Below are 25,468 nucleotides of genomic sequence, written 5' to 3' on the forward strand. Positions count from 1 at the left end.
CGCGGTGGATTTCGCGGTGGTGGTGTCCGCAGAGGAGGGTGGAGTTGTCGAGGTTGGTGGGTCCGTCGTGCTGCCAGGCCAGGATGTGGTGGCCTTCGCACCAGCGTGGTGGTCGGTCGCAGCCGGGCCAGGCGCAGCCGCGGTCGCGGAGGACGAGGGCTCGGCGTAGTGGGCCGTCGATCAGGCGTCGGGCGCGGCCGATGTCGAGGATCTGTCCTTCGCTGCCGAGGACGGCGGGGATGATCTTCGCGTCGCAGGCGAGTCGGCGGACGGTTTCGGGGGTGAGTAGGTCGCCGGTGTCTAGGATGCCGTAGCTGTACTTGTCGCGTAGTTGTTCCCAGGACAGTGTCACTACGAGGTGTGGGCGTTCGCCACCGGATTCGGGCAGGCTGCCCTCGGCTAAGGCTTGGGCGCAGAGGAAGGTCAGGGCGTCGGCGCGGCGGGCGGCGGCGGTGCGGGTGTCCCGGCCGGCGTCGTCGACAACATCGTCGAGCCGCCCGGTCAGGCCGCCGCTGAACCCGCCACCAGCCGAGCCGGAACCCGCCACAGCAGACGGTTCAGCAGCAGACGGTTCAGCGTCGCCAGCCGGGTCGGCAGTGTTGGCCAGGCGGTCGAGGAGTGATCGTGGTGCGCTGATCGGGTCGATGGCGGCTCGGACGTAGGCGGCTGCGGCGCTGTCGAGTACTCCGGACAGTCGGTATTCGCCTTCGCCGTGGGGGGTCAGGGTGAACGCGCGTCGTTGGAACGCCGACCGGTTCGCCCGCTCCAACTCCCGGCGCAGCCGTTCCTCGGCCGTTTCGGGCGACACTGTTTCCAGGATGGCCCGCCGGTGTTCGGCCAGTACTTCCGGCCGCAGGCGCTGCCCCACCGCCAAGTCCGTCAACACCTGTTCCGCGCGGGTCTTACCGGCTGCGCCGATCTCGGGGGGTAGGTCGCCGATCAGCCGGGTGATGGCCGTGGCCTGTTCGGTGTTCAGTGCACCGGATGCGAGTGCTTCGGCGACCATGGGCCGGCTAGGCAGCGTGTTGGCGAGTTTCACCCAGCCGGCCGCGGACCGTATCGACACGGCCAGGAGGTCGGCCAACCATATTCGGGTGTTGGAGGCGCCGTGCCGGGCTGGGATACCACGAGCGGCGGCTTCACCGACCTGCGCCACCATCCGGGCCGTCAACTGCTGCGTCGCGGTGAAAACCGCCGACAGTTCAGCCAGGAGAGCGTCGTCCGGCAGCGACGACAACGGGGCGACCAACAGGTCCTCCACCGCCGCGGCCAACGCCTCACTCACACCCCGACCCTAGCCATCACCTACGACAAAACCAGAGCCAAGATCAGAGCCAAAACCGCAGGCCAGACCACAGTCACCGTACGCACAACGTCCACAACAGACAGAGACGATCAACGCTAAAAGCCGCCGAGTCCACGACGAAACGAAAGTCCCGGGCCGCCCACCTGGACGGCCCGGGACTCGCTGCGCCGGAGGTTACGCGGGGATGATGTTCCACTGCTGGTTGGTGCTGCTCGAATCGGCGTACTGGCCGAGGTCGGCGCCGTTCGTCGTGCGGCCCATACCGTCGAGGAACAGGCCCGTGCCCCGGTTCTTGACGCGTACGGTGTTGTTGACGGTCACCACCGTCCACTGCTGGTTGTTCGCGTTGGTGTCGCTGTACTGGCCGGCCGCCGACCCGTTCGTGGTGCGGCCCATGCCGTCGAGGTAGAGGCCCGTCGCCCGGTTCTTGATCCGGACGTAGCTGCCGTCGTTCTCGATCGTCCACTGCTGGTTGGTGCTGCCGGCGCTGGCCGCGTACTGCCCGGCGGCCGATCCGCTGGTCGTGCGGCCCATGCCGTCGAGGTCCAGGCCGGTCGCGGCGTTGCGGATCTGGACGTAGGTGGTGCCGCCGGTGCCGACGTTCCACGCGTACTGCAGGCGGGTCAGGCCGGACGCGTTGACCAGGGTCAGCTTGATCGACGAGCCGGATCCGGTCTTGCTGGTCAGGCTGTACCAGTCGCCGTCGCGCAGGCCGGGCCAGTAGACGCTGCCGACGCCGAGGCTGCGCAGCTTGCTGCTCTCACCCCGGATGTAGTCGGCGAAGTACGTCCCGCTCGGGATGCTGTAGTCGATGGTGTTGAACGAGACGCCGTTCTTCGAGCCCGGACCCATCGGGCCGCCCCACTCGGTCACGACCGTGCGGCTCGCGTACGAGCCGATGTAGTTGGACAGGTGCGTACCCCAGTCGTTCTCGTCCTCGTAGGGCGGGCTCACGAAGAACGAGTAGTCGTGCACCCCGATCAGGGTTCCCGACAGCCGGCTGTCGCCCCCGACGGCGGCCGCGTTCTGGGCGTACCCGGCGCCGTCGAGGATCACCCGGCCCTTCGGCACGCTCGGATAGCGGGTCAGCCAGTCGTTGTAGAAGTTGGCGAGATCGGTCGTCGAGTACGCGTACGGCTCGTTGATCACCTCGAAGTACGCGTTCGCGTTCCCGGCGTACTTCGCGACGACGGTGTCCCACATGGCGTTGAAGGCCGAGGTGCTGGCCGGTTTGCCGTTCGCGTACGCCCAGTAGGCCAGGATGACCGAGCCCTTGGCGAGGGCGGCGTCGATGGCGCCGGTGTAGGTGCTCCAGTAGCTCGACACGGTCGGCTCGTTGATCGGCAGCCGGACCGTGTTCGCGCCGGTGATCGAGTAGAGCTGGCCGACGACCTGGTTGCCGACGGTGGTGGCGGACGCGTACGTGTCGGACGCGGACAGCCCGGACACGTAGAGGACGCCGTTGACGAAGTTGTCGCGCGCGTCGGCCCAGTTCACGCCCTTGAACTGGGAGGTCGCGGCATGCGCGGGGGCGGAGACGGCGGTCAGGCCGCACGCGGCCAGGGCGAGGACCGTCAGTGCGCGCAGACCTGTGCGCAGAGTTGTTCTGAGCTGGGACATGGCAAGCCCCTTCGGGAACTTCACGGGACGGGACGGGACGGCGCGGGCCGGTCCCCGGACGGGACCGGCTTCGCGCGGATGACAGCGTGGATAACATCGGACAGGCCCGCGGAATCCGGCGCCAGCAAGCGAACCGGTGCGTTCAGAACCGTTCAGACTCGAACAACAGGTCAGACTCGAACAACGGTGTCAGATCCGAACATCAGGCGCGGACGCTCACCGGGCGGTGCGACAGCGACGAGCTCCGGACGATCAGCTCCGGCGCGACCAGTACGCGCTGCGACGGCCGCCGCTCGCCGTCGAGCAGCCGCGACACCATCACCTCGACGGCCAGCCGGCCGACGTGGTTCTTCGCGGGGCGTACGGCGGTGAGGGCGGGTTCGGCGAGATGGGCCACCTCGTCGTCGTAGGACACCAGGGCGAGGTCGTCCGGGATCGCGACGCCCTGCTCGGCGCAGAACTGGGCGACCGAGATCGCGTCCGGGTCGCTGTGCACGATCAGTCCGGTGATCTTCGCCCGGCGGCAGTCGGCCAGCACGTCGCGGATGATCTGCCGGTGGCCCGGCGTACCGAGGCCGACGGATTCGCGGACGACGAGGCTGTCGACGATGCCGACGTCCGCGCACGCCGCCCGCCAGCCCCGCAGCAGGTACGACGAGGTGGGGCTGCCCCGCGACAGCAGCAGCCCGAGCCGCCGGTGGCCCTGCTCGTACAGGTGGTGCACCGCGATCTCCAGGCCGAGGGCGTGGTCGCTGCGGACGCACTCGATCTGGCGGGGCGTGTCCGTCCAGCGCTGGGGCTGGCGTTCGACCAGGATCGTCGGCACCGGCAGCCGGCCGATCCAGTCCACCATGTCGTTCTCCAGGCCCCCGTCGCCGCCCCCGTCGCCGTCGTGGTCCAGGTTGGGGGCCAGCAGCAGGCCGTTCACCTGCTGGGCCTCGACCAGGCGGGATATCTGGCGGCGGTCCTCCTCGGGGTCGTAGCTGGACCCGCGCAGCTGGATGGTGACGCCCAGCGCCGCCGCGGCCGCCCGGGCGCCGGCGACGATCTGCGGCCAGTAGAAGTCCAGCGACGGCACGACCATGCCGATCGTGAACTGGTTCTGCCGCCGGTTCGGCGCCGGCACCGGCCGCGCGTGGTGGGGGAGCGTCGCACCGCCGTGCACCTTGGCCACCAGGTTGCGCTCGGCCAGCGCCGCGATGTCCCGGCGTACGGTCAGCTCGCTCACGCCCAGCTCGGCGGCGATCCGCCGGACCCGCACGGAACCGTGCCGCCGCAGCTCGTTGAGCAGGTGCTCCTGGCGCTGGACGCTGAACAGCCGGTCGTCCGCCATGGGCCGCCTCGTGATTCGCCGGGGCGGCCAAGGTATCGCCGAAGCGCCGGACCGGTCAACGGGTGGGCCGCCGAATCATGAAGCGGCCCACCCGTTCGGCTACGACCGCGGCTACGACCGCGGCTACGACCGCCAGGTGTCGTTCAGCGTGGCCGGGGCGGTGGCGCCGCGGTTCGCGCCGCTCTCCCAGATCACGTTGCCCGACCCGTCCTTCTTGATGTACTTGTACTGGAAGCTGGTGCCGCTCGGCAGGCTCACCGAACCCGTCCAGTACGGGTAGCTCGCCGACGACAGGGCCACGGCGCTGCCCGTGTTCCAGCCGCCGAGCGCCGCGATGTCACCGACCACGTAGACGTTCTGGCCCCAGACCGTCGTCGCGTACGCCGAGAAGCTCACCTGCGCGGTGCCGTCCCGCCAGGTGTCGGTGAGGGTGACCGGGCTGGTCGCGGCGCGGTTGGCGCCGCTTTCCCAGGTGACGTTCCCCGCGGCGTCCTTCTTGATGTACTTGTACTCGAAGGACGTGCCGGCCGGGATGGCGACCGACCCCTTCCACACCGGGTACGCCGCGGCCGACAGCGGTACGGCGTTGGCGGTGTTCCAGCTGCCGAGTGCGGCGATGGACCCGGTGACGTAGATGTTCTGGCCGGTGACCGTCGTCGCGGTGACGTTGAACGCCGCCGCGGCCGCCGGTGTCGCGGTCGGGCTCGCCGAAGGGCTGGGGCTGCCGGTCGGGCTGGAGCTGCCGGTCGGGCTGGTGGTGGTCGTGCCCACCCGAGCGTTGACGTCGATCGCGACGGCGTCCTTGGCCGCCACCGCGACCGTCGCCCGGCCACCGGAGACCGTCACCGTCGGCCCCGAACAGGTGCCGCCGCTGAAGTCGCCGTGGATGACGTCGCAGTAGACGCCGTCGGCGAGGCCGGTCGTGAAGGCGTACGTGACGGAGCCGCCGGAGTTGTTCAGCGCGACCCAGGCATTCGATCCCCGGCTGAATCCCACCACATTGGACTGGGGTGACGACCAGTTCGCCTGCGCGCTCCCGTACGCCGCGTTGTGCCAGCCGACCATGTTGCGGATCGCCCGCTGCCGGTGCTGGCACTCCCAGCCGCTCCCGCAGCCGACGGCGCTGACGAAACCGTTGCCGTCGGCGGGCGGGGACGCGTCGTTGCTGCTGAACGTGAACGAGCTCATCACGGCCGGCGTACCGTAGGCGGACGCGAGGAGGAACACGTTCGCGAGGGTGTCGGTCGTGCCGTTCTTGTAGCTGAGCGTGCTGCCGTCGCGTTCGGTATCGTGATTGGACACGAACGTGGCGGCCTTGGCCGACGGCGTCAGCCCCGAACCCCACGCGGACAGGTTCGCGATGTCGCCGTTGAACGCGTTCTTCAGCGCGAAGGCCGCGTTCAGTTCCAGCAGGCCGCCGTTGGACTCGAACGCCGAGGGCGCGAGGTTGCCGGAGCCGCCCGGCCAGACCTCCTGGGCGTAGAACGACGGGACGTGCCCGGCCGCCGCCATCTTCGCCAGGATCGCTGCCATGTCGGCCTGGTTGATGTGCTTGGCGGCGTCCACCCGGAAACCGGAGACGCCCAGCGCCATCAGGCCGCCGAGGTAGTTCGCGATCTTCGTGCGTACGCCGTCCTTCTCGGTGTAGAGGTCGGCCAGCTGGAGCAGCTCGCACTCCTGGACCTGGGTCTGGTTGTTCCAGTCCTTGATGGTCATGTCGGAGTTCGGGCACAGGTCGTTGGGATGGTGGAAGTCGGCGTACGCGTACCCGGCGGTGGGATAGCTGTAGGAGTTGGTGAAGGAGGCGCCGCCGTAGCTGGTGGTGCTGGACTGGTTGACGCCGGTCATGTGGTTGATGACGGCGTCGACGTAGACCTTGACCCCTGCGGCGTTGCAGGTGGCGACCATGCTCGCGAACTGGGCCGCGGTGCCCATGCGGCTGTTGAGGTCGTACGCGGCCGGCTGGTAGACCTCCCACCAGGGGTGACCGGAGACGGAGATGGAGTCACCGGGCGGGGAGACCTGGACGGCGCCGTAGCCGGCCGGGCCGAGGGTGGTGGTGCACTCGTTGGCGACCGACGGCCACGGCCACATGAACAGGTTGGCGATGACGTCGTGGGGAGCGGCGGCCGCGACGGCGGGCTGGCCGGCGCGGGTCAGGGGGACGGCCGCCACCGCCGCCACGAGCGCCGCGGCGACGGCGATCGCCCGCAGCCGGCCGAACCGCCGGCCCTGCTGAGTGGGGGTCGGCACCGTGTCGGTGTTGGGTTTGGTGCTGGTGCTGGTGCTGGTGCTGGTGCGCAAGGGTTTCGCGCGCATGGATCCTCCGAGCGGGACGGTGCGGGAGGGGTGGAGAGCGCTGCAACTTCTTGCGGAAGTTGCGGCAACGTTAGCACCACATTTCCATGCTTGAAAGTGTCAATCCCGCGAGTCCTGCTGAAACCTGGTTTCAAAGATCATGTGGTTATCGAGGTCAAGATCCCTTGGGAATCAAATACCTTTTTGGGGCAAATGCCCTTAAGGATCTTGATGTTGACGTCAAGATCCGTCTTGGTGGAAGGACTCGATGACGGTCTGGACTCGGCGCGCTGCCGCGAAATCGGCGAGGTCCGGTTGCGGCTCCCCGCGCATCGCCGCCGCGAACCGACTCAGCCGGGTGGCCTCCGAACCCCGCGGACCCGGTACGTCGACCGTCGCCCAGGCGACACCGTCCCATATGGACAGTGTGCCCCAGTCGGTCAGCCGGTATGACCGGTGCTCGCCCCACAGGGTCCACTCGTAGACCTCCGGCCCGGACAGCCCCGCGGCACCCGACACGTGGACCGGTACGCCGCCGGCGTACAGGAGGCCGATGGCGGTGGACTCGCTGCGCTCGGGGCCGGCGTACTCCATGTGGGTGTACTCGGTGCGGATCGGTCCGACGAGCTTGTCCGTCACGTACGCGAAGTGCGACAGGACCTCGCGTACGAAGCCGCCCTGGGCCCGGCCGTCGAGCCAGGTCGCGTGGGCCTGGAACGCCCGGGGCCAGACCGGGAAGACGAGGCGGATCTCGACGGCGCGTACGCGGCCGACGTCACCGGCGGCGAGGGCCCGGCCGATCTCGAGGACGGCGGCCCGGTCGGCGAGCGCGAAGTTCACGGCGTTGGCCAGGCCGGACACCTGGGCGGCGGTCACCATGCGGTCGCCGTCCGGGCCGGCGACCGCCAGCGGCTTCTCGCAGAACACGGCCTTGCCGGCGGCGAACGCGGCCACCACGAGGTCGGCGTGGGTGGCCGGCGGAGTGGCGACGTACACGGCGTCCACATCGGATGCCAGGACGTCCCGCGGCTCGGTCGAGCAGGCGATGTCCGGGTACCGGGCCCGCGTCTGCTCGACAAGGTCGGTACGCAGGTCGGCGGCGACGCGTACGGTGAAATCGGGGTGACCGGCCGCGGCCTCGAGCATGTCCGCGCCCATGGCGCCGAGCCCGATGATGCCCAACGTGAACATCCGCACACCTTAACGATCAAGGTCGGGAGCGATCGACGGGGCTCGCTGATCTTGATTACTTGTCAGCTTATGCGAACTTAGTCCGTTTCTAGGGACCCCAGTTTTGGAGGAACCCTACAAGTTTCGCTGTCGCCCCCTGGCGCGTCCAATGGTTCGCTCCCGCGCCCGAGATGCAAAGGTAGGTGACGGGGATGCCTCGGCGGGGGAGTCCCCGATCGCTCGTTCAGGAGGCTAACCCGGTGTTCAGTCGCACGGTGTTCCGGCGCATCGCCATCGTCAACCGCGGAGAGGCCGCCATGCGGCTCATCCACGCCGTACGCGAGCTCAACGCGGAGGCGTCCGGGCCCCCCATCGAGACGGTGGCCCTGTACACCGAGGCCGAGCGCGCGGCGACCTTCGTCCGGGAGGCCGACGACAGCTACTGCCTCGGTCCGGCGTCCGCCCGTCCCTACCTCGACCACGCGGTCCTGGAGCGGGCGCTGATCGAGACGCGCGCCGACGCCGCCTGGGTCGGCTGGGGCTTCGTCGCCGAGGACCCGGCCTTCGCCGAGCTGTGCGAGAAGATCGGCGTCACGTTCATCGGGCCGAGCCCGGAGGCCATGCGGAAGCTGGGCGACAAGATCGGCTCGAAGCTGATCGCCGAGGAGGTCGGCGTCCCGGTGGCGCCGTGGAGCCGCGGCGCGGTCGAGAGCCTGGAGGCCGCCAAGCGGTCCGCCGCCGAGGTCGGCTACCCGTTGATGCTCAAGGCGACCGCCGGCGGCGGCGGGCGCGGCATCCGGGTCGTGCGCAACGACGACGACCTGACCGACGCGTACGAGCGGACGAGCCAGGAGGCCGCGCGGGCGTTCGGCAGCGGCATCGTCTTCCTGGAGCGGCTGGTCACCGGCGCTCGGCACGTCGAGGTGCAGGTGATCGCGGACGGTCAGGGCACCGCGTGGGCGCTCGGCGTCCGCGACTGCTCGGTGCAGCGGCGCAACCAGAAGGTCATCGAGGAGTCGGCCTCGCCGGTGCTCGCCCCCGAGCAGGCGGCCGAGCTGAAGGCGGCGGCCGAGCGCCTCGCCCTCGCGGTCGACTACAAGGGTGCCGGGACCGTCGAGTTCCTCTACCACCCGGGCGAGAAGCTGTTCGCCTTCCTGGAGGTCAACACCCGCCTGCAGGTCGAGCACCCGATCACCGAGTCGACCACCGACTTCGACCTGGTCAAGGCCCAGATCCATGTCGCCGGCGGCGGCCGTCTCGGCGACCTGTTCCCCGGCGCGGCCGAGGGTGCCAGCTGGCAGGGCCCGGCCGAACTCGGGCACGCCGTCGAGGCCCGGCTCAACGCCGAGGACCCCGACCGCGACTTCGCCCCGTCGCCCGGCCGCATCGTGCGGCTCGTCCTGCCCAGCGGCCCCGGGGTCCGGGTGGACACCGGCGTCAGCGAGGGCGACGTCATCCCCGCCGACTTCGACTCCATGATCGCCAAGATCATCGCGTACGGGCGTACGCGGGATGAGGCGCTCGCCCGCCTGCGCCGCGCGGTCGCCGAGACGACCGTCATCATCGAGGGCGGCGCGACCAACAAGAGCTTCCTGCTCGACCTGCTCGACCAGCCCGAGGTCATCGACGGCAGCGCCGACACCGGCTGGATCGACCGCGTACGCGCCGAGGGCCGCCTGGTGTCCACCAAGCACTCCGGTGTCGCGCTGGCCGCCGCGGCGATCGAGGCGTACGAGGACGAGGCGGCGGTCGAACGGCAGCGGCTGCTGTCCACCGCGCACGGCGGCCGGCCGCAGGTGCAGCACCGCAGCGGCCGCCCGATCGACCTCAAGCTGCGCGGCGCGGGCTACCGCGTGACGGTCGCCCAGATCGGACCGCGCCGGTTCCGGGTCGCGATCGGCGAATCGGCCACCATGGACGTCGAGGTGGACCGCTTCGACGAGCACACCGGCCGGTTCTCGGTGAACGGCCGCCGCTACCGGCTGGTGACCGACACGCACGGCCCGATCCACCTGGTCGAGGTCGACGGCGTCACCCACCGGGTCAGCCGGGACGAGGGCGGCGTGCTGCGCTCGCCCGCGCCCGCGCTCGTGGTCGCCGTGCCGCACGAGGTCGGTGCCGAGGTCGAGGCGGGCGCCCCGGTCCTCGTGCTGGAGAGCATGAAGATGGAGACGGTCATCCGCGCGCCGTTCAAGGCCAAGCTGCGCGAGTGCCACGTCATCGTCGGCAGCCAGGTCGAGACGGGCGCGCCGCTGCTGCGCCTCGAACCGGTCGGCGACGGAGCCGAGGCGGAGGCCACCGAGACCGCCGCGATCGACCTGGAACTGCCGCCGGAGACCGCCGGCCGGCCGGCCGCCGAACGTGCCGCGTGGAGCATCGCCGACCTGCGCAGCCTGCTGCTCGGTTACGACGTCGACCCGCGCGACGAGCGCCGGGTGCTGTCGGCGTACCTGAGCGCGCGGGCGGAGCTGGGTCGCCGGCCCGTCGAGGCCGAGGTCGGCCTGCTGCAGGTGTTCGCCGACCTGTCCGAGCTGAGCCGCAACCGGCCGGCCGGCGAGGAGTCCAAGGCGGACAACCGGGTCCACAGCCCGCGCGAGTACTTCCACGCGTACCTGCAGAGCCTCGACGTCGACCGCGCGGGCCTGCCGGACACCTTCCGCAGCCGCCTCGCCCGCGTCCTCGCGCACTACGGCGTCACCGACTTCGAGCGCACGCCCGCGCTGGAGGACGCCGTGTTCCGCATCTTCCTCGCGCAGCAGCGCGCCGCCGCGGACGTGTCCGTCGTGGTCGCCCTCCTGCGCCAGTGGCTCACCGAGCCGCTGCCGGCGGACGACGGCGTACGCGAGCAGGTCGGCCAGGCGATCGAGCACCTGATCGCGGCGACCCAGGTACGCTTCCCGGCCGTCGGCGACCTCGCCCGCAGCCTCGTGTTCCGGTGGGCCGGCCAGCCGATGCTGCGCCGCAAGCGGGCCGAGGTGTACGCGGACGTCCGCGCCCACCTGCGCCACCTCGACCAGAACCCGAAGGCGCCCGACCGGGCCGACCGGATCGCCGAGATGGTCGCCTCCCCCGAACCCCTGGTACGCCTGCTCGGCCAGCGCATCGGCCGCCCGAGCGCGGACAACGGCCCGATGCTGGAGGTCCTGAGCCGCCGGTACTACGGCAACCGGGGGATCAGCGAGGCGCGCTGCCTGGACATCGCCGGGCACCCGTTCTTCGCCGCGGAGTACGACCGGGACGGCGAGCGCTTCCGGCTCCTCTCGACGGCGACGGACTTCGCCGAACTGCCCGCGGCCCTGACCAAGACCGCCGAACTCGCCAACGGCGATTCCGTGGCCGACGTCTACGTCACCTGGGCCGACCAGCCCGACACCGACGCGATGGCGGCCGCGCTGCGTACCGTGGTCGACGAATCGGGGCTGCTGGGCGTCGCTCAGCGGGTGACGATCTCGGTGGCCGGGCGTACCGGTTCGGCGATGCACCACCACTTCACGTTCCGGCCCGGGCTGGGCGAGGACCGCGTCATCCGCGGCCTGCACCCGCAGATCGCCCAGCGTCTGCAGCTGCCGAGGCTGGCCGCGTTCGACCTGACCCGGCTGCCCTCGGCCGACGAAGAGGTCTACCTGTTCCGGTGCGTGGCCCCGGACAACCCGGCCGACGAGCGCCTCGCCGCCATGGCCCAGGTACGCGACCTCACCCCGCTGCAGGACGAGAGCGGACGCATCCTCGCCCTGCCGGCCCTCGAAGGCGCGCTCGACGCCTGCCTCGACGCCATCCGCAAGGTGCAGGCGCAGCGCCCGGCCCAGAAGCGGTTCGACACCAACCGGATCACGCTGTACGTCTGGCCGTCGAGCGAGCTGAGCCTGCAGGACCTGAACGCGGTGATCCAGCGCGTACTGCCGCTGACCGCCGGTGCCGGGCTGGAGGAGGTGCTGTTCCTCGGCCGCCAGCGCGACCCGGAGACCGGCGAGCTCGCCGACATCGCCGTCGAGGTCTCGTTCGACGCCGGCATGCGCGTGTCGATCACGTCGCCGACGACCGAACCGATCGAGCCGCTGTCGGGCTACCGGCAGAAGGTCCTGTCGGCCCGCCGCCGGGGCACCACGTACCCGTACGAGCTGACCGACATGCTGGCCGGGGAGAACGGCACGTTCACCGAGTACGACCTGGACGACTCCGGCCGGCTGGTCCCCGTCGAGCGGCCCAAGGGGCAGAACAAGTCCGGCATGGTCGCGGGCGTCGTCAGCGCCCCGACCGAGCGCTACCCCGAAGGCGTCACGCGCGTCGTGCTGCTCGGCGACCCCACGAAGGCGCTGGGCGCCCTCGCCGAAGCCGAGTGCACCCGGGTCATCGAGGCGCTGAACCTGGCCGAGCGGATGCGCGTACCCCTGGATTGGTTCGCTCTTTCGGCGGGCGCGCGGATCTCGATGACCTCGGGCACCGAGAACATGGACTGGGTGGCCGCGGCGCTGAAGCGGATCGTGGAGTTCACGCAGGCCGGCGGTGAGATCAACATCGTCGTCGCGGGCATCACGGTGGGCGCGCAGCCGTACTGGAACGCCGAGGCCACGATGCTCATGCACACCAAGGGCATCCTGGTGATGACGCCGGACTCGGCGATGGTGCTGACCGGCAAGCAGGCGCTGGACTTCTCCGGCGGCGTGTCCGCCGAGGACAACTTCGGCATCGGCGGCTACGACCGGGTGATGGGTCCCAACGGGCAGGCGCAGTACTGGGCGCCCGACCTGCGCGGCGCGCACGACGTGCTGATGGCCCACTACGACCACACCTACGTCCTGCCGGGCGAGGACCGCCCGCGCCGGGCCGAGACCACCGACCCGGTCGACCGCGACATCTCCGGCTACCCGCACTCGGTGCCCGACAGCGACTTCACCACGGTCGGCGAGATCTTCTCCAAGGAGCGCAACCCCGACCGCAAGAAGGCCTTCGACATCCGTACGCTCATGCGCGCCCTCGCCGACCAGGACCACGCGACCCTGGAACGCTGGGCCGGCATGGCCGACGCCGAGACGGCGGTCGTGCAGGACGTGCACCTCGGCGGCATCCCGGTCTGCCTGCTGGGCATCGAGTCCCGCTCGGTACCCCGCCGGGGCTTCCCGCCCACCGACGGGCCGGACGCGTACACGGCGGGCACGCTGTTCCCGCGCTCGTCGAAGAAGGCCGCCCGGGCGATCAACGCGGCGAGCGGCAACCGGCCGCTGGTCGTGCTGGCCAACCTGTCGGGCTTCGACGGTTCCCCCGAATCGATGCGCCAGCTGCAGCTGGAGTTCGGCGCCGAGATCGGCCGGGGCATCGTGAACTTCGACGGCCCGATCGTGTTCTGCGTGATCTCCCGCTACCACGGTGGCGCGTTCGTCGTGTTCTCCAAGGCGCTCAACCCGAACATGACGGTCCTGGCCGTCGACGGCTCGTTCGCCTCGGTCATCGGCGGCGCCCCGGCCGCGGCCGCCGTGTTCGCCGGTGACGTGAACGCGCGTACGGCGAAGGACCCGCGGGTGACCGACCTCGAAGCGAAGGCGGCCGCGGCGACGGGTGGGGATCGGGCGGTCCTGCTCACCCAGCTGCAGGACGTCCGCGCCGCCGTACGCTCCGAGAAGCTCAGCGAGGTCGCGGCGGAGTTCGACGCGGTGCACAGCATCCAGCGGGCGGTCGAGGTCGGGTCGGTGGACGCGATCATCCGGCCGGAGGAGCTGCGGCCCCAGATCATCGCCGCGGTGGAGCGAGGACTCGCGCGCTCCTAGCCCACCCACGGCCCGCTTGCGCTTGCCCGCTTGCGCTTGCCTGCCAAGATCCGGTTTGGATCAGGGAAATCACCCGAATCATGGGTCATGATTACGTGGACTTCCCTGATCCAAACCGGATCACCACACCGGTCAGGGTGCGTAGACCGGGGCGAGGTCGATGTAGATCTGCCAGATCTTCGCCTTGTCGCCGTCGAACGTGAGGATGTCGGAGTTCGGGACGGTCACGTGCCGCCCGTCGAGCCGCGTGTACTCCACGTCGATCTGCGCGATCACCACGTCATCCTCGACATCCCAGATGTTGAGGATGTGGTGCTTCAGCCCGGCGATCGTCGTGAAGAAACCGGCGACGGCCTCGCGTACGGCGGCGGGCCCGACGACGGGATCGGTGCTGGCGAACCGGAACACGGCGTCGTCGGTCAGGTGCGCGACGAACTTGTCGGGATCGAAGGTGTCGATGTCGGCGAAGATCTGGCGTACGAGAGGGGCTCGGCTCACGGCGATCCTTCCAGAGGGGTGCCCGCGGGTGCGGTCCACTCTCGATCGTCGTCGACCTATGAGCGCCTTTCAATACGCGGCCCGCGCGCTGTAGTCGACCTCTGTCACCCGTGTCGCATGCCGGATAAACGGGACATAGGGTAGTTTTGTCCCTTATGGCGAAACACCTGCCGCTGCGTACTCTGGCCGCCGCGCTCTGCGTCTCCGCCGCCGCGCTGACGAGCGCGGTGCCCGCCGCTGCGCAGACCGTCTCCACGTTGCCCGCCGGTACCTGGAGCGTTCTGCCCGAGACCACCGCCGCCGGCTCGGCGGCCATCGTCAGCGGGCCCGGTACGCCGCCCGCCGGGACCGGCAGCCTGCACCTGCACGTGGCCGCGGAGACCGACCGGGTGCTGGTCGGAACCGATCTCGGCAGCCTGATCAGCCGGCCCTGGTCCGGGCTGGGTGCCACGTACTCGACCTACGTCGCGGCGGGCGGGTCGCAGGAGTTCACGCCGACGCTCCGCTTCGCCGGGTTCCAGACGGTGACTCCCGCCCCGGCCAATTTCACGACGCTGAGCTTCGAGCCGAAGCGCAACGGTACATTCCTCGCGGGACAGTGGCAGTCGTGGACGCTCGGCCCGGACGCGATCGTCTGGCAGACCAACACCACGGACGGGTTCTGCGGCCAGGGCGCGCCCTGCACGTTCGCCGCGTTCGTCGCGCAGTACCCGCAGGGCGCGTGGGGTCAGGCGCAGCTGGGCATCGGCACCGGCGTGGTCGGTCCCGCCGACGGGTTCGCCGACGATGTCACCCTCGTGGACGGGGCCACCACCCAGAACACCAACTTCGACCCACCGCCCACCACGACGCGGTCGCCCTCTGCGGTCGCCTCACCCACCACCGGTCCCACACTGCCTTTGACGGGTACGCGTACGCGGCCGATGCTGATCGCCGCCGGTCTGCTGCTGATCACGGGTTTCGTGATCGTGGTCGCCGCCCGTCGTCGCGTACTGCGATAGCGGGCGCTCCGACAGCGGATGCTCCTACGGACTTCAGAGGTCGTCGACGAAGTCCTTGGCGTCCTTGAGGCTGAGCCCGGTCGCGGTGCGGACGAGTTTGACCGCCCGGATGATCTCGCCGCTCTGCTTCAGGGCGCGGGCCTGGGTCGCGAGGTCACCGAGTTCGGCCGTCGTCTGCGGGCTCACCGGCTCGACCGGCGCTCCGGCGGCGAGGCGCTCGACGGCCTCCTTGGCGTCGAGGAGACCGAGGCCGGTCGCCTCGCGGTACTCCTTGATCGCCTGGATCTTCTTGCCCTGGGCGGTGAGCTGCCGCGCCCGCTCGTTGAGGTCCGCCGAGGGCGGCGTGACGGCGGCGGCCTTCCGGCTGTCGAGCTGGTCGCCGACCAGATCGCCGCCCTTGCGGGAGGCCCGCCCGATCGCGTACGCGACCACGGCGACGACCACGAGGGCGGCGATCCAGACGAACGTCATGCGCTGATCCTATCGGGCGAAGTCCTTGCGCTTGATCTTCGCTCGTCGGCCGTCCGGGTGATGGAAGACGATGCCCTCCGCGAAGCTGCCCGGAGCGTAGCGGCTGTCCAGTCCGGCCAGGTATTCCCGGAGCCCCCCGAAGGTGCGCGGCACGTCGTCGTAGCTGGGTACCGCCATGTTGAACGGTACGCACACCGCGCCGTCGAGCCCGAGCGGATTGCCCTGGATACGCGGGCCGAGGGCCTCGCAGGGGTGCTCGCCGTCCGGCCATGCCGACACGTCGGTAGCGCGGGCGGCCGCGAAGATCCACTTGTCGTCGGCGGCGTACTCGTCGGCGTCGGCGTACCAGCCGTCGACGATGCCCTGCTGCTTCTGGGCCTTGGACGGGTTGCGGCGCTTCTCGACGCGGACGAGCAGGCCGGACCGCACGGTCAGCCGGATGTTGGTGCCGTCGAGTTTCTCCGTGCCCACGCCCTCGCCGTCGAAGACCCAGGAGCACTCGGCCCTGGGCCGGTCGACGACGTGAAAGTGTTCGTCGCGTTCGAAGAGCGTGGGGATCTTCTCCATGACCTGCAGTCCCTTCCGGACATGTCCGAGGAGGTCTTCGTGGGTGACGACGCCGGCGGCCAGCCCGCTCGCGAGGGAGCGGACCAGGTCCGCGACCGAGACGTCCGCCTCGACCGCGACCCGCTTGAGCGCCTTCTTCTCCGCCGGGGAGATCCAGGCGACCAGGCGTGACCAGCCCTCGGGCGGAACCCATCGGGCCAATGTGGACGGGTCTTTGCGGGGGCGGCCGGGCTGCCGGGCATCGCTCATGGGACGAGGGTAGGGACGGGTTTCTGTCGTGTCAATTGGCATAACAGAAATTGCCGCTTCGCGTGGGCGGGCTGTTCGCGCTCCGTTCAGCTGCCCGATGAGGCCGCGACGGAACCCGGTCGCCGGGCCCCTGCACGATCTCGCCTCGGAACATGGCATCGACAAAGGAGAATCATCAGTGCGTATCCATCGGGTGGGCCTCGGGCTCGGCGCGGCGGTCCTGATCCTCGCCGGATCGCTGGTGTCCGCGGCCCCGGCCGTCGGCGCCGACACCACCGGCATCCGGATCAACGAGGTGGAGTCCAGCGGCGGCAGCCCGGGCGACTGGGTGGAGCTGACGAACACCGGCGCGGCGACCGTCGACCTGTCCGGCTGGGTGGTGAAGGACAACGACGACAGTCACGCGTACACGGTGGCTTCGGGTGTGACGCTCGCGCCGGGCGCGTTCCTCGCGCTGGACGTGGAGTCGGCCTACGGTCTGGGCAGTTCGGACTCCGTCCGCGTCTACCAGGGCGGAACCCTCGTCGACTCGTACGCGTGGACGAGCCACGCGAGCACGACGTACGGCCGGTGCGCGGACGGGACGGGCTCGTTCGTGACGACCACGACGGCGACGAAGGGCGCGGCCAACGCCTGCCCGCCGCCCGCGCCGGTGACGTGGCCCGGCGGCACGGCGGTGGCGAACGCCGACGTGACCGGCTTCTTCGGTGAGAACCTCAGTGGCCTGTCCTACCAGTCCGCGAGCGTCGTCTGGGCGGTCAAGAACGGCGCCGGTACGCTCTACCGCCTGGTACCCAACGGTTCCCTGTGGCAGGCGGACACGACCGGCGGCTGGTCGGCGGGCAAGGCGCTGCGCTACGCGAACGGTTCGGGCGACCCGGACGCGGAGGGCGTGGTGTACACGCCGGACGGCGTACTGGTGGCGACGGAACGGGACAACAGCCACAACGGGACCAGCCTGCAGAAGATCCTGCGCTACGACCCGGCGGGCACCGCGAGCGCCCTGAGCGCCACCGCCGAATGGAACCTCACGGCCGACCTGCCGGGCACCGACGCCAACAGCGGACTCGAAGGCATCGCGTGGATCCCGGACAGCGCCCTCACCGCGGCCGGCTTCCGCGACGAGCGCACCGGCGCCGCGTACAACCCCGCGTCGTACGCCAACCACGGCACCGGTGTCTACTTCGTCGGCGCCGAGGCCACGGGCATCGTGTACGCGTACGCGCTGAACCTGGCAGGCGGTACGTTCACGCGTATCGCGACCATCCCGAGTGGACTGGCGGCCGTGATGGACCTGGAGTACGAGGCGTCGACCGGGCGGCTGTGGGCCGCGTGCGACGACACGTGCAGCGGGCGTACGGCGACGCTGACGGTCAACGCGGCCGGCAAATTCGCGACCACGGCCACCTACAACCGGCCGAGCGGGATGTCGAACTACAACAACGAGGGCTTCGCCCTGTCGCCGAGCTGTTCCGGTGGCTCGAAGCAGGTGCTGTGGAGCGACGACACCGACGACAAGAGCCACGCGATCCGCAGCGGCACCGTGAACTGCTGAAGGCATGCCTTCGGGCCCGCCGGCCGCGGTATCAGCGCGCGGTCTGGCGGGCCCGCAGGACGTCCGCGGTGACCGGGTCGGCCGGGAAGAACGACTCGATCGCCAGCTCGGCGACCGTGATGTCGGCCGGGATGCCGAACGTCGCGATCGTGCTGAAGAACGTGAGCTCCCCGGCCGGCGTACGCAGGCGCAGCGGCGTGACCACGTCACCGGCCCCGGGCGACTCGATCTCCGGTTCCGGGTCGTCGCACGGGTAGGCGCTCAGTTCCTCGTAGAGCGCCCGCAGGTCCTCGTCGGCGGTCACGGCCGCGTGCCGGCGCAGCCGCCCGAGCAGGTGCGCCCGCCACTCGCCGAAGTTGACGATGTGCGGGGCGAGCCCCTCCGGGTGCAGGCCCGCGCGCAGGATGTTCGCGGGCGGCTCCAGCAGCCACGGCGCGCACAGCGCGGTCATCAGGTCCACCGCCGCGTTCGCGTCCAGCAGCCGCCAGAACCGGTCCACCACCACCGCCGGATAAGGCTCGTGTCCACTCAGGACCTGGCGTACCGCCTGCCACACACCCGCCATCCGCGGCGAGGTCACCGCGCTTTCGGTGTACGCGGGCGCGTACCCGCCGGCGAGCAGCAGCCGATTGCGTTCCCGCAGCGGGATGTCGAGCATCTCCGACAGGCGTAGCAGCATCGAGCGGCTCGGCTGGGCGCGGCCGGTCTCCACGAAGCTCACATGCCGGGTGGACACCTCGGCCAGGCCGGCCAGGTCGAGCTGGCTGAGCCGCCGGTGCGTACGCCAGTGCCGCAGCAGGTCTCCGACGGTCGGCGGCTCCAGCACGGATGCGGTCATGGCCCACTTCCTTCCCCCACGAGGAAACTACTCTCAGGCGGTACGCGCCCGCCGCAGACCCAGATACTCCAGGTCGATGAAGAGCAGCACGGGAGCCGCCTGCAGCGCGGTCAACGCGACGCCCCAGCCGTTGAGCGGAAACGCCCCGCCGAACGCGACGGTGAGACTCGCCGCGATCCAGCCGACGTTCAGGACGACGACCGTCCACGCGGCCGCGGCCGAGATCCGGGGCGGCTGCGCGATCAGGGCCAGCGCCGCCGCCCAGACCAGCAGGAAGACGCCGACGCTGATGGTGAAGGCGGTCGGCGTACCGAGCCAGTCGTCGAGGCGGCCGCTCAGCGCGAGTGTGAGCACACCCAGCCCGGCCGAGGCGGCGGCGTCCAGGCGCAGGGCGAAGCGCAGCAGTTTCATGGGATTCCCCTTCTCGATCACTGCCCACTGTTACTGCCCACACTGTCGCCGTCCGGCCGCACAGCGTCGATTACCTCCGAGGTAATGCCGGCGGCTCGCCGTCATCGAGTCCGGTGCCCGGGCCCGGTCCGGCGTCGCGGCGGGAGGCGAGGGCGAGCAGGACGTCTTCGGTGGCGCCCGCGAGGTCGAACGGGTCGAGCGGAGGATCGGGCCGGGTCTCGCCGCCGGCCAGGGCGAACGCGTCCGACCAGCGGGCGACGTAGGTCTCCAGGTCCTCGACGAAGATCTGGGCGGCCAGCTGCTCGTAGCCGTCGCGCGTACCGGCCAGGGTCGCCGCGTACGCGCTGCGGACCAGCTGGATCGCCTCGGTCGCGCTGGTGTGCATGGGGGTTCCCTCGTTCCACCGCTCGCGGAGGGCGGTGTAGGCGCGTTCGGCCAAGGCGAGCTCGGCCTCGGCGATGCGCGCCCGGCGGGAACCGGCCAGCGGTGACCGGTCGTCGGCGTCGGCGGGTTCGCTGACCACGAAGTCGACGACGCCCCACAGATGGCGCACGAGCTGTTCGGGAGCCCGCAGGCCGATCGGGTCGGCGGCCGCCCCGGCCCGCCACCGGGCCCAGCCGAGGATCGAGCGGACGGCGGGGAACGCGGCCAGCAGGGCGACAGCCAGGATGGTGAGCAGCAGGACCAGTCCGGCGGCGCGGCTCGGAACGGTGGTGGCCAGGCGCCAGTCGAGCACCGCGGGGATGTCGGGTCCGGGGATCGCGTCGGCGACGTTCCAGGCGGCGTCGACGAACGCGGGCCAGGCCTCGACGCCGGGAGCGCAGCCGAGGACGAACCCGCCGGTGCACGGGCGCGCCGGGGTCTGCGGCAGGAGGCCGAGCGTCGCCGTTCCGTGCAGCGCCACCAGTGCGGCTGCCGCCGCGCAGAGGATCTGGAGGGCGGAGTTCAGGTAGCGCTGGAGCCGGTGGCGCAACCAGCCCGGGTGGTACCGGGTGTCGATGCCGCCGGCCCGGGCCGCCGACGCAGGCAACTGCCCCAACCGCACCACCAGGTACGCGAGCGCGAACCACACCGCAGATGTCGCGAGCCCGCGGCCGAGGGCGAGGCCGACGGGAGCCGCCCTGACCTCGGTGAGCAGCCACACCCGGCCGGGTGCCGTCGTGCCCACGAAGCCGAGCAGCAGGAAGAACGCGACCGATGTGGGCTCGTCCAGGATCCACAGCCGGGTGACGACGATGACGGCGATGGTGCCGAGGACCACCGTCATCGACAGCTTCGCCGCGAGGCCGCCGGCGGACATGAACGGCAGGGCCGCCCGGCGTACGGGGGTGTCGAACCAGACCAGCCCGACGACGGCGGCGAACGCCAGGACCCCCGGCGCGACCACGAGCCCGATCAGTGCCTCGACGAGGGTGAGCAGCACCCCCCAGTAGGGGCCGGCGGTCACCACCGCGAGGACCATGAGGGCTACGGCGGCGACCCGGGCGCTGGCCGGCAGCCCGCCGATCTGGTGGCCGAGCTTCGTGCCGGGGCCCAGGGCGCCCCACAGGAAACCGGCCGCCGCGACCGCCGGGGTGAGGCCCCGGACCCGGGTCACCCGGAAGATCAGCTTTCCCGGTGGGCGCGGCCGGGCGGCGGGGTCGGTCCGCTGCGCCTCGACGACCTCGTAGAACGCGACGACGAGGCGTACGAGGGGGGCGATCACGACGATCTTGAAGGCGAGCAGGGTCAGCCGGGCGCCGACCCCGCCGGTCAGGGCGGCCTCCGTCCATTGCAGACGGCGCGGGATCGCCAGCAGCGGAACGGAGTCGGCCAGCTGCCACAGGTACATCCGCTCGGCCGTCCACAGTGGCATCGACCGGACCGCGGCCGTGGCGGTGGCGAACGCGGCCACGCTGGTCAGCAGCGCGGCCACCGCGACCAGCGAGGCGATGAGCAGGAACCGCCGCCGGCCGGGCTCGGCGATCGAGATCACCACGTTGCGGACGACGATCACCTGCAGGATCGCCGCAACCCCGGCGGCGAGGACCACGGCGGTCCACCGCGGCCCCGGCCCGGCCGCGAACAGACCGGCCACGACCAGGTGCAGCAGGAGCACGAGGACGACCGACGCGCCGAGCGAGGCGGCGATGAGGCGCAGCCACTGCCGCCACGAACCGGCCGCCGTCCGCTCCAGCAGCGCGTCCGCCCGGTCGAGCCGCGTCGCGACTCCTTCCAGCCACGAGCCGAGCCGGATCCGCAGCTCGTCCACGATCGCCCCCGTTCACACCCGTCGCGCGTACGCGACTCATCATGATCGATGGTGGCAAGATCGTGCCTCGGCCGGACAGGCACAGCCCGGCGGCTCCGTCGGCGGTCCTGTCGGAGTCCCGAGTGGACGGTGGGTGGCCGCCGGTGGGGGGTGGCGAGCGGCGAACCGTGGGCGCGGTGCGGCCGAGGCATGGGTGGGCTCCTTCCTGTCCCAGGGGCCCAGACCGTATGCGTCGCGACCGGAGGTCGTCGATGATTTTCGATACTTGTCGGACGGGCCGCTCAGCGGCCGGGCGCGCGCGCCGGGTCGACGCGGGTCCAGTGCCGGCTCGGGCTGTAGACGGGGCTGAGGTAGACCGCCTGGTAGTCGGAGTTGTGCGGCGGCGCCGCGGTCAGCTCGAACGGCTGCCCGTTGTCGTCGATGTTCTCCACGACCGTGCCGGTCGGCCCCGCGACCGTCATCCGCAGTGTGAAGGTGCAGTCGTGCTGGTCGCTCTTCACCGTGATCGAGAGCGTCTGCGCCTCGCCCGGCGCCAGCGTCACGATGTGGTCCTTGAAGTAGCTGCCCGTCGCGGTCAGGCCGGACGCGTTCTGCGCCACGACCGCCGTGCCGTCCAAGTCGAAGATCATTTTGATGGTGTCGCCGGCGCCCTGACTCGGGCTGTACAGCAGCGTCCCGGTCAGCGGCGGGCGGCACTTCTTGTCGATCTCCAGCTGGGTGATCGTCACGGTCGCGGCCGCGTTGCCCATCAGGGTCACGTTCGTGAAGCCGAACCGTACCGGCACCGGCCGCGTGGTCAGGGGGACGATCTTCTCCAGGTTCTGCAGGCCTTCGCTGTCGAGCCGGCTCAGCTGCGCGGCGGTCAGTTCCACCTTGTCGGCGAGCACGAGTGTCAGGTCCGGATCGCTGCTCAGCGGGGTGACCGATTCGATGAGTACCGGCGGGCCGGAGGCGCCCGCGGTGGACTGCGCGCCGGGGGACGGCGTACCGGCGGACGTTCCGGTGATCGAGTTCGCGGAGTTCGGTTGCGCGGTTCCCGGCCCGTCTGATTTCGGCGGGAAGACGGCGACCGCGACCGCGATGGCGACGCTCAGGATGCCGGCGATGGCACCGATCCCGGCCCAGTGCCCGGCCGTGAGCCAGTGAGGCTGCTTGGGCGGCTGCTGCTCGGCCGGCTTCGGGCTGCCGGTGCCTGCCGGGCCGTCCGTGCTCGCGGGGCCGTCCGCGTCTGCCGGGGTCGAGTCGGTCGCCACGGCTCCGATGCTGCGCGAGCCGGGCCGCGGTCACCATCACCGTTCACGACCGCGCTGTCCGCCCGACGGTACGCCGTGCGGGCCGTTTCGCGGAGCGTACCGGCGTAACGGACGGCGGGTGGCCGCGATGAGGGGATCATCGATGTGGTCGACCGGTCCGTTCGCCGACCGGGCCGGTGGAACGCCGGCGGTGGAACGGTTCCGTGACCCGGTACGCGATCTGCCGGCGCTCGCTATCCTGACGCGGCCGGTCAGCCCACTGTGGACCGGCCCGATGGACGAGCCGATGGAGGGCCGGGGCCGATGCAGCCGGACGATTCACCCGAGGTCCCCCCGGAAGGCCGGCCGGAACTCCCGTCGGGACCGGCGCGACCGGCTCGGCGCCGGCGGCCGTGGCTGCGGGCGCTGATCGTGCTCGAAGTGCTGGTGATCGTCGCGGCGGTCACGACGACCGTCCTGATCGTCCGGCACCGTTCGGACGGCGGGCAGCCCGCGTCGTCCCCGTCCGGCGGGCCGGCCGCCCCGGTGAAGATCACCATCGCCCTGCACGACGCGCATTCCACCGTGCCGGGCATGCCGAACTTCGCGATCGACTCCGAGTACCCCGTCGTGTCCGGCCTGGCCGACGCCGGTCTGCAGGGACGGGTCAACATGCTCGTACGCCAGCCGATGGACACGACGGCCGCCGCGATGACCAAGGAAGTGAGCGGCTACGGCAGCGGAGCGGGCGACGGGTTCCTGGCCGCCAAGGCGGTCGCGTACCAGGCGGGCCGGCTGGTGTCGGTGCGCTACCTGTTCGAGTCGCAGTTCCCCGGCGCCGGGGACCGCAACCTGAGCGTCGCCACCGTCACGGTACGCATCGACACCGCCGAGCTCGTCCAGATGACCGCGATGTTCGCCGGTACGCCCGACGACGCGAAGGTGGCGAAGGTGGCCGCCGCCGTCGCCCAGCAGCCGGACGTCGCCTCGTGCGTCGGCGGCGACCCGTCGGCCGTGAACGACCTGATCTCCGGGCTGTTCCACCATCCCGACAAGACGGCCGTGTTCCCGAACTGGACGGACAAGGGAATGCAGTTCACCTTCGAGGGCGGTGCCCTGGGCCCGTTCTCGTGCGGCGTCCCCGCGGCCGTCGTCCCGTACGCGCAGCTCGACGGACTGCTCGCCCCCTCGGTGGCGGCGCTGGCGGGGACCGCGACCGGCTCCTGAGCGCATAATGACCCGCATGCATCAGGCACGCCGCATGTGGACCCTGTTCGAGCCGCTGCACGCGGTCACCTACTTCGCCCCGGAGTGCCGGGAGCACTTCGAGGCAGCCGGGCTGCGCGGCTTCTGGCGGGGCTACTTCGCCGGCCGGGCCGCGCCGCTGGGTGCCGTCGGCGCGCCGCCGGTCGTCGCCGCCTTCTTCGGCTTCGCCCCGGGAACCGTGCACAGGGCGCTGCCCGACGTGTGGACGCGCGCGACACCCGAGCGTGCGATCTCCGCCCGGCTCGACGGTGCCCGGGCGGCGCTGGCGCGGCTGCTCGACGGGACCGCCGCCGACCACCTGTCCGAGGCCGCCGACCTGCTCGCCGAGGCCGCCGCGTACGCCGACACGGCCGGTCGGGTCCTCGGGGCCGCGAACGCCGCCCTCGGCGTACCCGAGGATGTGCTGGGGAAACTATGGCAGGCGGCGACGGTCCTGCGGGAGCACCGCGGGGACGGGCATGTCGCGGCGCTGGTCGTGCACGGGCTGGACGGATGCGAGACGCAGGCCTGGCGTTCAGGCTTGGACCTGCGGCGCGACCACCTGCAGCCGGCGCGGGGCTGGACCGACGAGGAGTGGGCGGCCGCGGTGGACCGGCTGGCCGGGCGCGGGTGGCTGTCGGCCGCCGGGGCCGCGACCCGGACGGGCGTCGAGGCGCACGACGCGATCGAGGCGATGACCGACCGGGCGGCGATGCGGCCGTGGGACGGGCTGGGCGAGGAGCGGACGGCCCGGCTGGCGGAACTGCTGACGCCGCTGGCCCACGCGGCCTACCGGGACCTGCCGGCCTGGAACCCGATCGGGCTGCCGGAACCGCCGCGCTGACGCTCGCCGGATCTGGTGACCGCCGCGGCGATGAGTTTCGGGGCCGTCTCCCGTCTGCACCGTGACCATCGAGGTCAGTCGGGATTCTTACCGGAGGTGCAGGGGAAATGCGCAAGATCGTCGTCACCGAGTACGTGTCCTTGGACGGGGTCGCGGAGGCCCCGAACACCTTCGTCACCGAGTGGGACGACCTGGTGGACGCCAAGATTCCCGAGGTGATCGGGACGCAGGACGCGGTGATCCTCGGCCGTCGCAGCTACGACGACTGGGTGCAGTTCTGGCCCGACAGCCAGATCGAGCCGTTCGCGACGTTCATCAACGGGGTCGCGAAATTCGTCGCGACCTCCACGCCGCTGGACGCGCCGTGGGCCCACTCGACCGCGATCGACGGCGACCTGGTGGCCTTCGTTGACGATCTGCGCCGCAAGCCGGGCGGCGACATCGGCGTACACGCGAGCCTCTCGGTCGCGCAGACGTTGCTCATCGCCGGGCTCGTGGACGAACTCCGGCTCGTGGTCGCCCCCTGCGTCGCGGGCGGCGGGCGGCGGCTCTTCGACGGCGTACCGGGGGTCCGGCTGGAGGTCATCCGCAGCCAGACGTCGCCGACGGGGTACCTGCTCGTCGACTACCGCGTACTCGCCGCGTCACCGGAGGTGGGGGAGGAAATCTGACCCATATTCTCCGGTCAAGAGCAACTTCAAGATCATTTTAAGATCCTTGTCCCGGGTTCGTCGATCTCACCTCCGCTCCTCGCGCGGGAGACCGTTCCGGCGCGGGGCGCCTCCACTGCCAGGTGGTGGGGCGACGCATCCTTCAC

Annotated in this window: 18 protein-coding genes; 6 read left to right on the plus strand and 12 right to left on the minus strand. The window is 71.0% G+C overall.

The annotated features are described in order from the left end of the window. From G401_RS0133310 to G401_RS0133330, 5 genes are all read right to left on the minus strand, one after another. Positions 1-1,273, minus strand: a 1,273-nt coding sequence (locus G401_RS0133310; protein ID WP_169734281.1) for an HNH endonuclease signature motif containing protein, incomplete at its 3' end; no start/stop codon positions are given. Positions 1,274-1,480: 207 nt separating this feature from the next. After that, a complete protein-coding gene (locus tag G401_RS0133315) occupies positions 1,481-2,926 on the minus strand; it encodes a ricin-type beta-trefoil lectin domain protein (protein WP_051367510.1) in 1,446 nt (481 codons plus the stop codon). Between the two features lie 202 nt (positions 2,927-3,128). After that, on the minus strand, positions 3,129-4,259 hold the full coding sequence (locus G401_RS0133320) for a LacI family DNA-binding transcriptional regulator (RefSeq protein WP_027345894.1): 1,131 nt from the start codon (positions 4,257-4,259) through the stop codon (positions 3,129-3,131). Positions 4,260-4,382: 123 nt separating this feature from the next. Further along, complete coding sequence (locus G401_RS0133325) at positions 4,383-6,578, minus strand: carbohydrate-binding module family 20 domain-containing protein (protein ID WP_084557909.1); 2,196 nt, start codon at positions 6,576-6,578, stop codon at positions 4,383-4,385. Positions 6,579-6,797: 219 nt separating this feature from the next. Continuing rightward, positions 6,798-7,748, minus strand: a complete 951-nt coding sequence (locus G401_RS0133330; protein WP_027345896.1) for a Gfo/Idh/MocA family protein — start codon at positions 7,746-7,748, stop codon at positions 6,798-6,800. Between the two features lie 254 nt (positions 7,749-8,002). On the opposite strand from G401_RS0133330, the gene G401_RS0133335 reads away from it, so the two are divergent. Beyond that, positions 8,003-13,489 (plus strand): ATP-binding protein, encoded by a 5,487-nt coding sequence (locus G401_RS0133335; RefSeq protein ID WP_027345897.1) that lies wholly within the window; start codon positions 8,003-8,005, stop codon positions 13,487-13,489. A 132-nt stretch (positions 13,490-13,621) separates the two neighbouring features. On the opposite strand, the gene G401_RS0133340 is transcribed toward G401_RS0133335, so the two are convergent. Beyond that, positions 13,622-13,987: a nuclear transport factor 2 family protein gene (locus G401_RS0133340; protein ID WP_027345898.1), complete on the minus strand. Its 366-nt coding sequence runs from the start codon at positions 13,985-13,987 to the stop codon at positions 13,622-13,624. Between the two features lie 155 nt (positions 13,988-14,142). On the opposite strand from G401_RS0133340, the gene G401_RS0133345 reads away from it, so the two are divergent. Beyond that, positions 14,143-14,988, plus strand: coding sequence for an LPXTG cell wall anchor domain-containing protein (locus G401_RS0133345; RefSeq protein WP_027345899.1), 846 nt, complete (start codon positions 14,143-14,145; stop codon positions 14,986-14,988). A 33-nt stretch (positions 14,989-15,021) separates the two neighbouring features. On the opposite strand, the gene G401_RS53680 is transcribed toward G401_RS0133345, so the two are convergent. Together G401_RS53680 and G401_RS0133355 are read right to left on the minus strand one after the other, a co-directional pair. Next, positions 15,022-15,459, minus strand: coding sequence for a ribosomal protein L7/L12 (locus tag G401_RS53680; RefSeq protein ID WP_051367512.1), 438 nt, complete (start codon positions 15,457-15,459; stop codon positions 15,022-15,024). 9 nt (positions 15,460-15,468) lie between these two features. After that, positions 15,469-16,275, minus strand: a complete 807-nt coding sequence (locus G401_RS0133355; protein WP_211240919.1) for a hypothetical protein — start codon at positions 16,273-16,275, stop codon at positions 15,469-15,471. 178 nt (positions 16,276-16,453) lie between these two features. Between G401_RS0133355 and G401_RS0133360 the strand changes: the two genes are divergently transcribed. Next, complete coding sequence (locus tag G401_RS0133360) at positions 16,454-17,830, plus strand: lamin tail domain-containing protein (protein WP_027345901.1); 1,377 nt, start codon at positions 16,454-16,456, stop codon at positions 17,828-17,830. A gap of 31 nt (positions 17,831-17,861) precedes the next feature. Here G401_RS0133360 and G401_RS0133365 read toward each other — a convergent pair whose 3' ends face one another. The 4 genes from G401_RS0133365 to G401_RS0133380 form a co-directional block, all read right to left on the minus strand. Beyond that, positions 17,862-18,668, minus strand: a complete 807-nt coding sequence (locus tag G401_RS0133365; RefSeq protein ID WP_027345902.1) for a helix-turn-helix domain-containing protein — start codon at positions 18,666-18,668, stop codon at positions 17,862-17,864. Between the two features lie 33 nt (positions 18,669-18,701). Further along, a complete protein-coding gene (locus G401_RS0133370) occupies positions 18,702-19,079 on the minus strand; it encodes a hypothetical protein (RefSeq protein WP_051367515.1) in 378 nt (125 codons plus the stop codon). A gap of 70 nt (positions 19,080-19,149) precedes the next feature. Then, entirely contained in the window at positions 19,150-21,330 is a 2,181-nt protein-coding gene (locus G401_RS0133375) for a hypothetical protein (RefSeq protein WP_027345904.1), read from the minus strand. Between the two features lie 281 nt (positions 21,331-21,611). Next, positions 21,612-22,583 carry a hypothetical protein gene (locus G401_RS0133380; protein WP_027345905.1) on the minus strand — a complete coding sequence of 324 codons (972 nt, stop codon included), beginning with the start codon at positions 22,581-22,583 and terminating at the stop codon, positions 21,612-21,614. Positions 22,584-22,886: 303 nt separating this feature from the next. On the opposite strand from G401_RS0133380, the gene G401_RS0133390 reads away from it, so the two are divergent. From G401_RS0133390 to G401_RS50190, 3 genes are all read left to right on the plus strand, one after another. Further along, positions 22,887-23,789: a hypothetical protein gene (locus G401_RS0133390; RefSeq protein WP_157546673.1), complete on the plus strand. Its 903-nt coding sequence runs from the start codon at positions 22,887-22,889 to the stop codon at positions 23,787-23,789. Positions 23,790-23,796: 7 nt separating this feature from the next. Next, entirely contained in the window at positions 23,797-24,651 is an 855-nt protein-coding gene (locus G401_RS0133395) for an SCO6745 family protein (protein WP_027345908.1), read from the plus strand. A gap of 107 nt (positions 24,652-24,758) precedes the next feature. Next, the gene (locus G401_RS50190; protein ID WP_034593927.1) at positions 24,759-25,322 is read left to right on the plus strand and encodes a dihydrofolate reductase family protein; all 564 of its coding nucleotides are present in this window, start codon (positions 24,759-24,761) and stop codon (positions 25,320-25,322) included. The last annotated feature ends 146 nt before the right edge of the window (positions 25,323-25,468 follow it).

The organism is Hamadaea tsunoensis DSM 44101, from assembly GCF_000428945.1.
Lineage (GTDB): Bacteria > Actinomycetota > Actinomycetes > Mycobacteriales > Micromonosporaceae > Hamadaea > Hamadaea tsunoensis.

What these genes read in the sequence shown, in the direction of transcription:
- G401_RS0133315 (WP_051367510.1), bottom strand. Translation starts at nt 2,926, where the DNA reads ATGTCCCAGCTCAGAACAACTCTGCGCACAGGTCTGCGCGCACTGACG.
- G401_RS0133320 (WP_027345894.1), bottom strand. Translation starts at nt 4,259, where the DNA reads ATGGCGGACGACCGGCTGTTCAGCGTCCAGCGCCAGGAGCACCTGCTC.
- G401_RS0133325 (WP_084557909.1), bottom strand. Translation starts at nt 6,578, where the DNA reads ATGCGCGCGAAACCCTTGCGCACCAGCACCAGCACCAGCACCAGCACC.
- G401_RS0133330 (WP_027345896.1), bottom strand. Translation starts at nt 7,748, where the DNA reads ATGTTCACGTTGGGCATCATCGGGCTCGGCGCCATGGGCGCGGACATG.
- G401_RS0133345 (WP_027345899.1), top strand. Translation starts at nt 14,143, where the DNA reads ATGGCGAAACACCTGCCGCTGCGTACTCTGGCCGCCGCGCTCTGCGTC.
- G401_RS53680 (WP_051367512.1), bottom strand. Translation starts at nt 15,459, where the DNA reads ATGACGTTCGTCTGGATCGCCGCCCTCGTGGTCGTCGCCGTGGTCGCG.
- G401_RS0133355 (WP_211240919.1), bottom strand. Translation starts at nt 16,275, where the DNA reads ATGAGCGATGCCCGGCAGCCCGGCCGCCCCCGCAAAGACCCGTCCACA.
- G401_RS0133365 (WP_027345902.1), bottom strand. Translation starts at nt 18,668, where the DNA reads ATGACCGCATCCGTGCTGGAGCCGCCGACCGTCGGAGACCTGCTGCGG.
- G401_RS0133370 (WP_051367515.1), bottom strand. Translation starts at nt 19,079, where the DNA reads ATGAAACTGCTGCGCTTCGCCCTGCGCCTGGACGCCGCCGCCTCGGCC.
- G401_RS0133390 (WP_157546673.1), top strand. Translation starts at nt 22,887, where the DNA reads ATGCAGCCGGACGATTCACCCGAGGTCCCCCCGGAAGGCCGGCCGGAA.
- G401_RS0133395 (WP_027345908.1), top strand. Translation starts at nt 23,797, where the DNA reads ATGACCCGCATGCATCAGGCACGCCGCATGTGGACCCTGTTCGAGCCG.
- G401_RS50190 (WP_034593927.1), top strand. Translation starts at nt 24,759, where the DNA reads ATGCGCAAGATCGTCGTCACCGAGTACGTGTCCTTGGACGGGGTCGCG.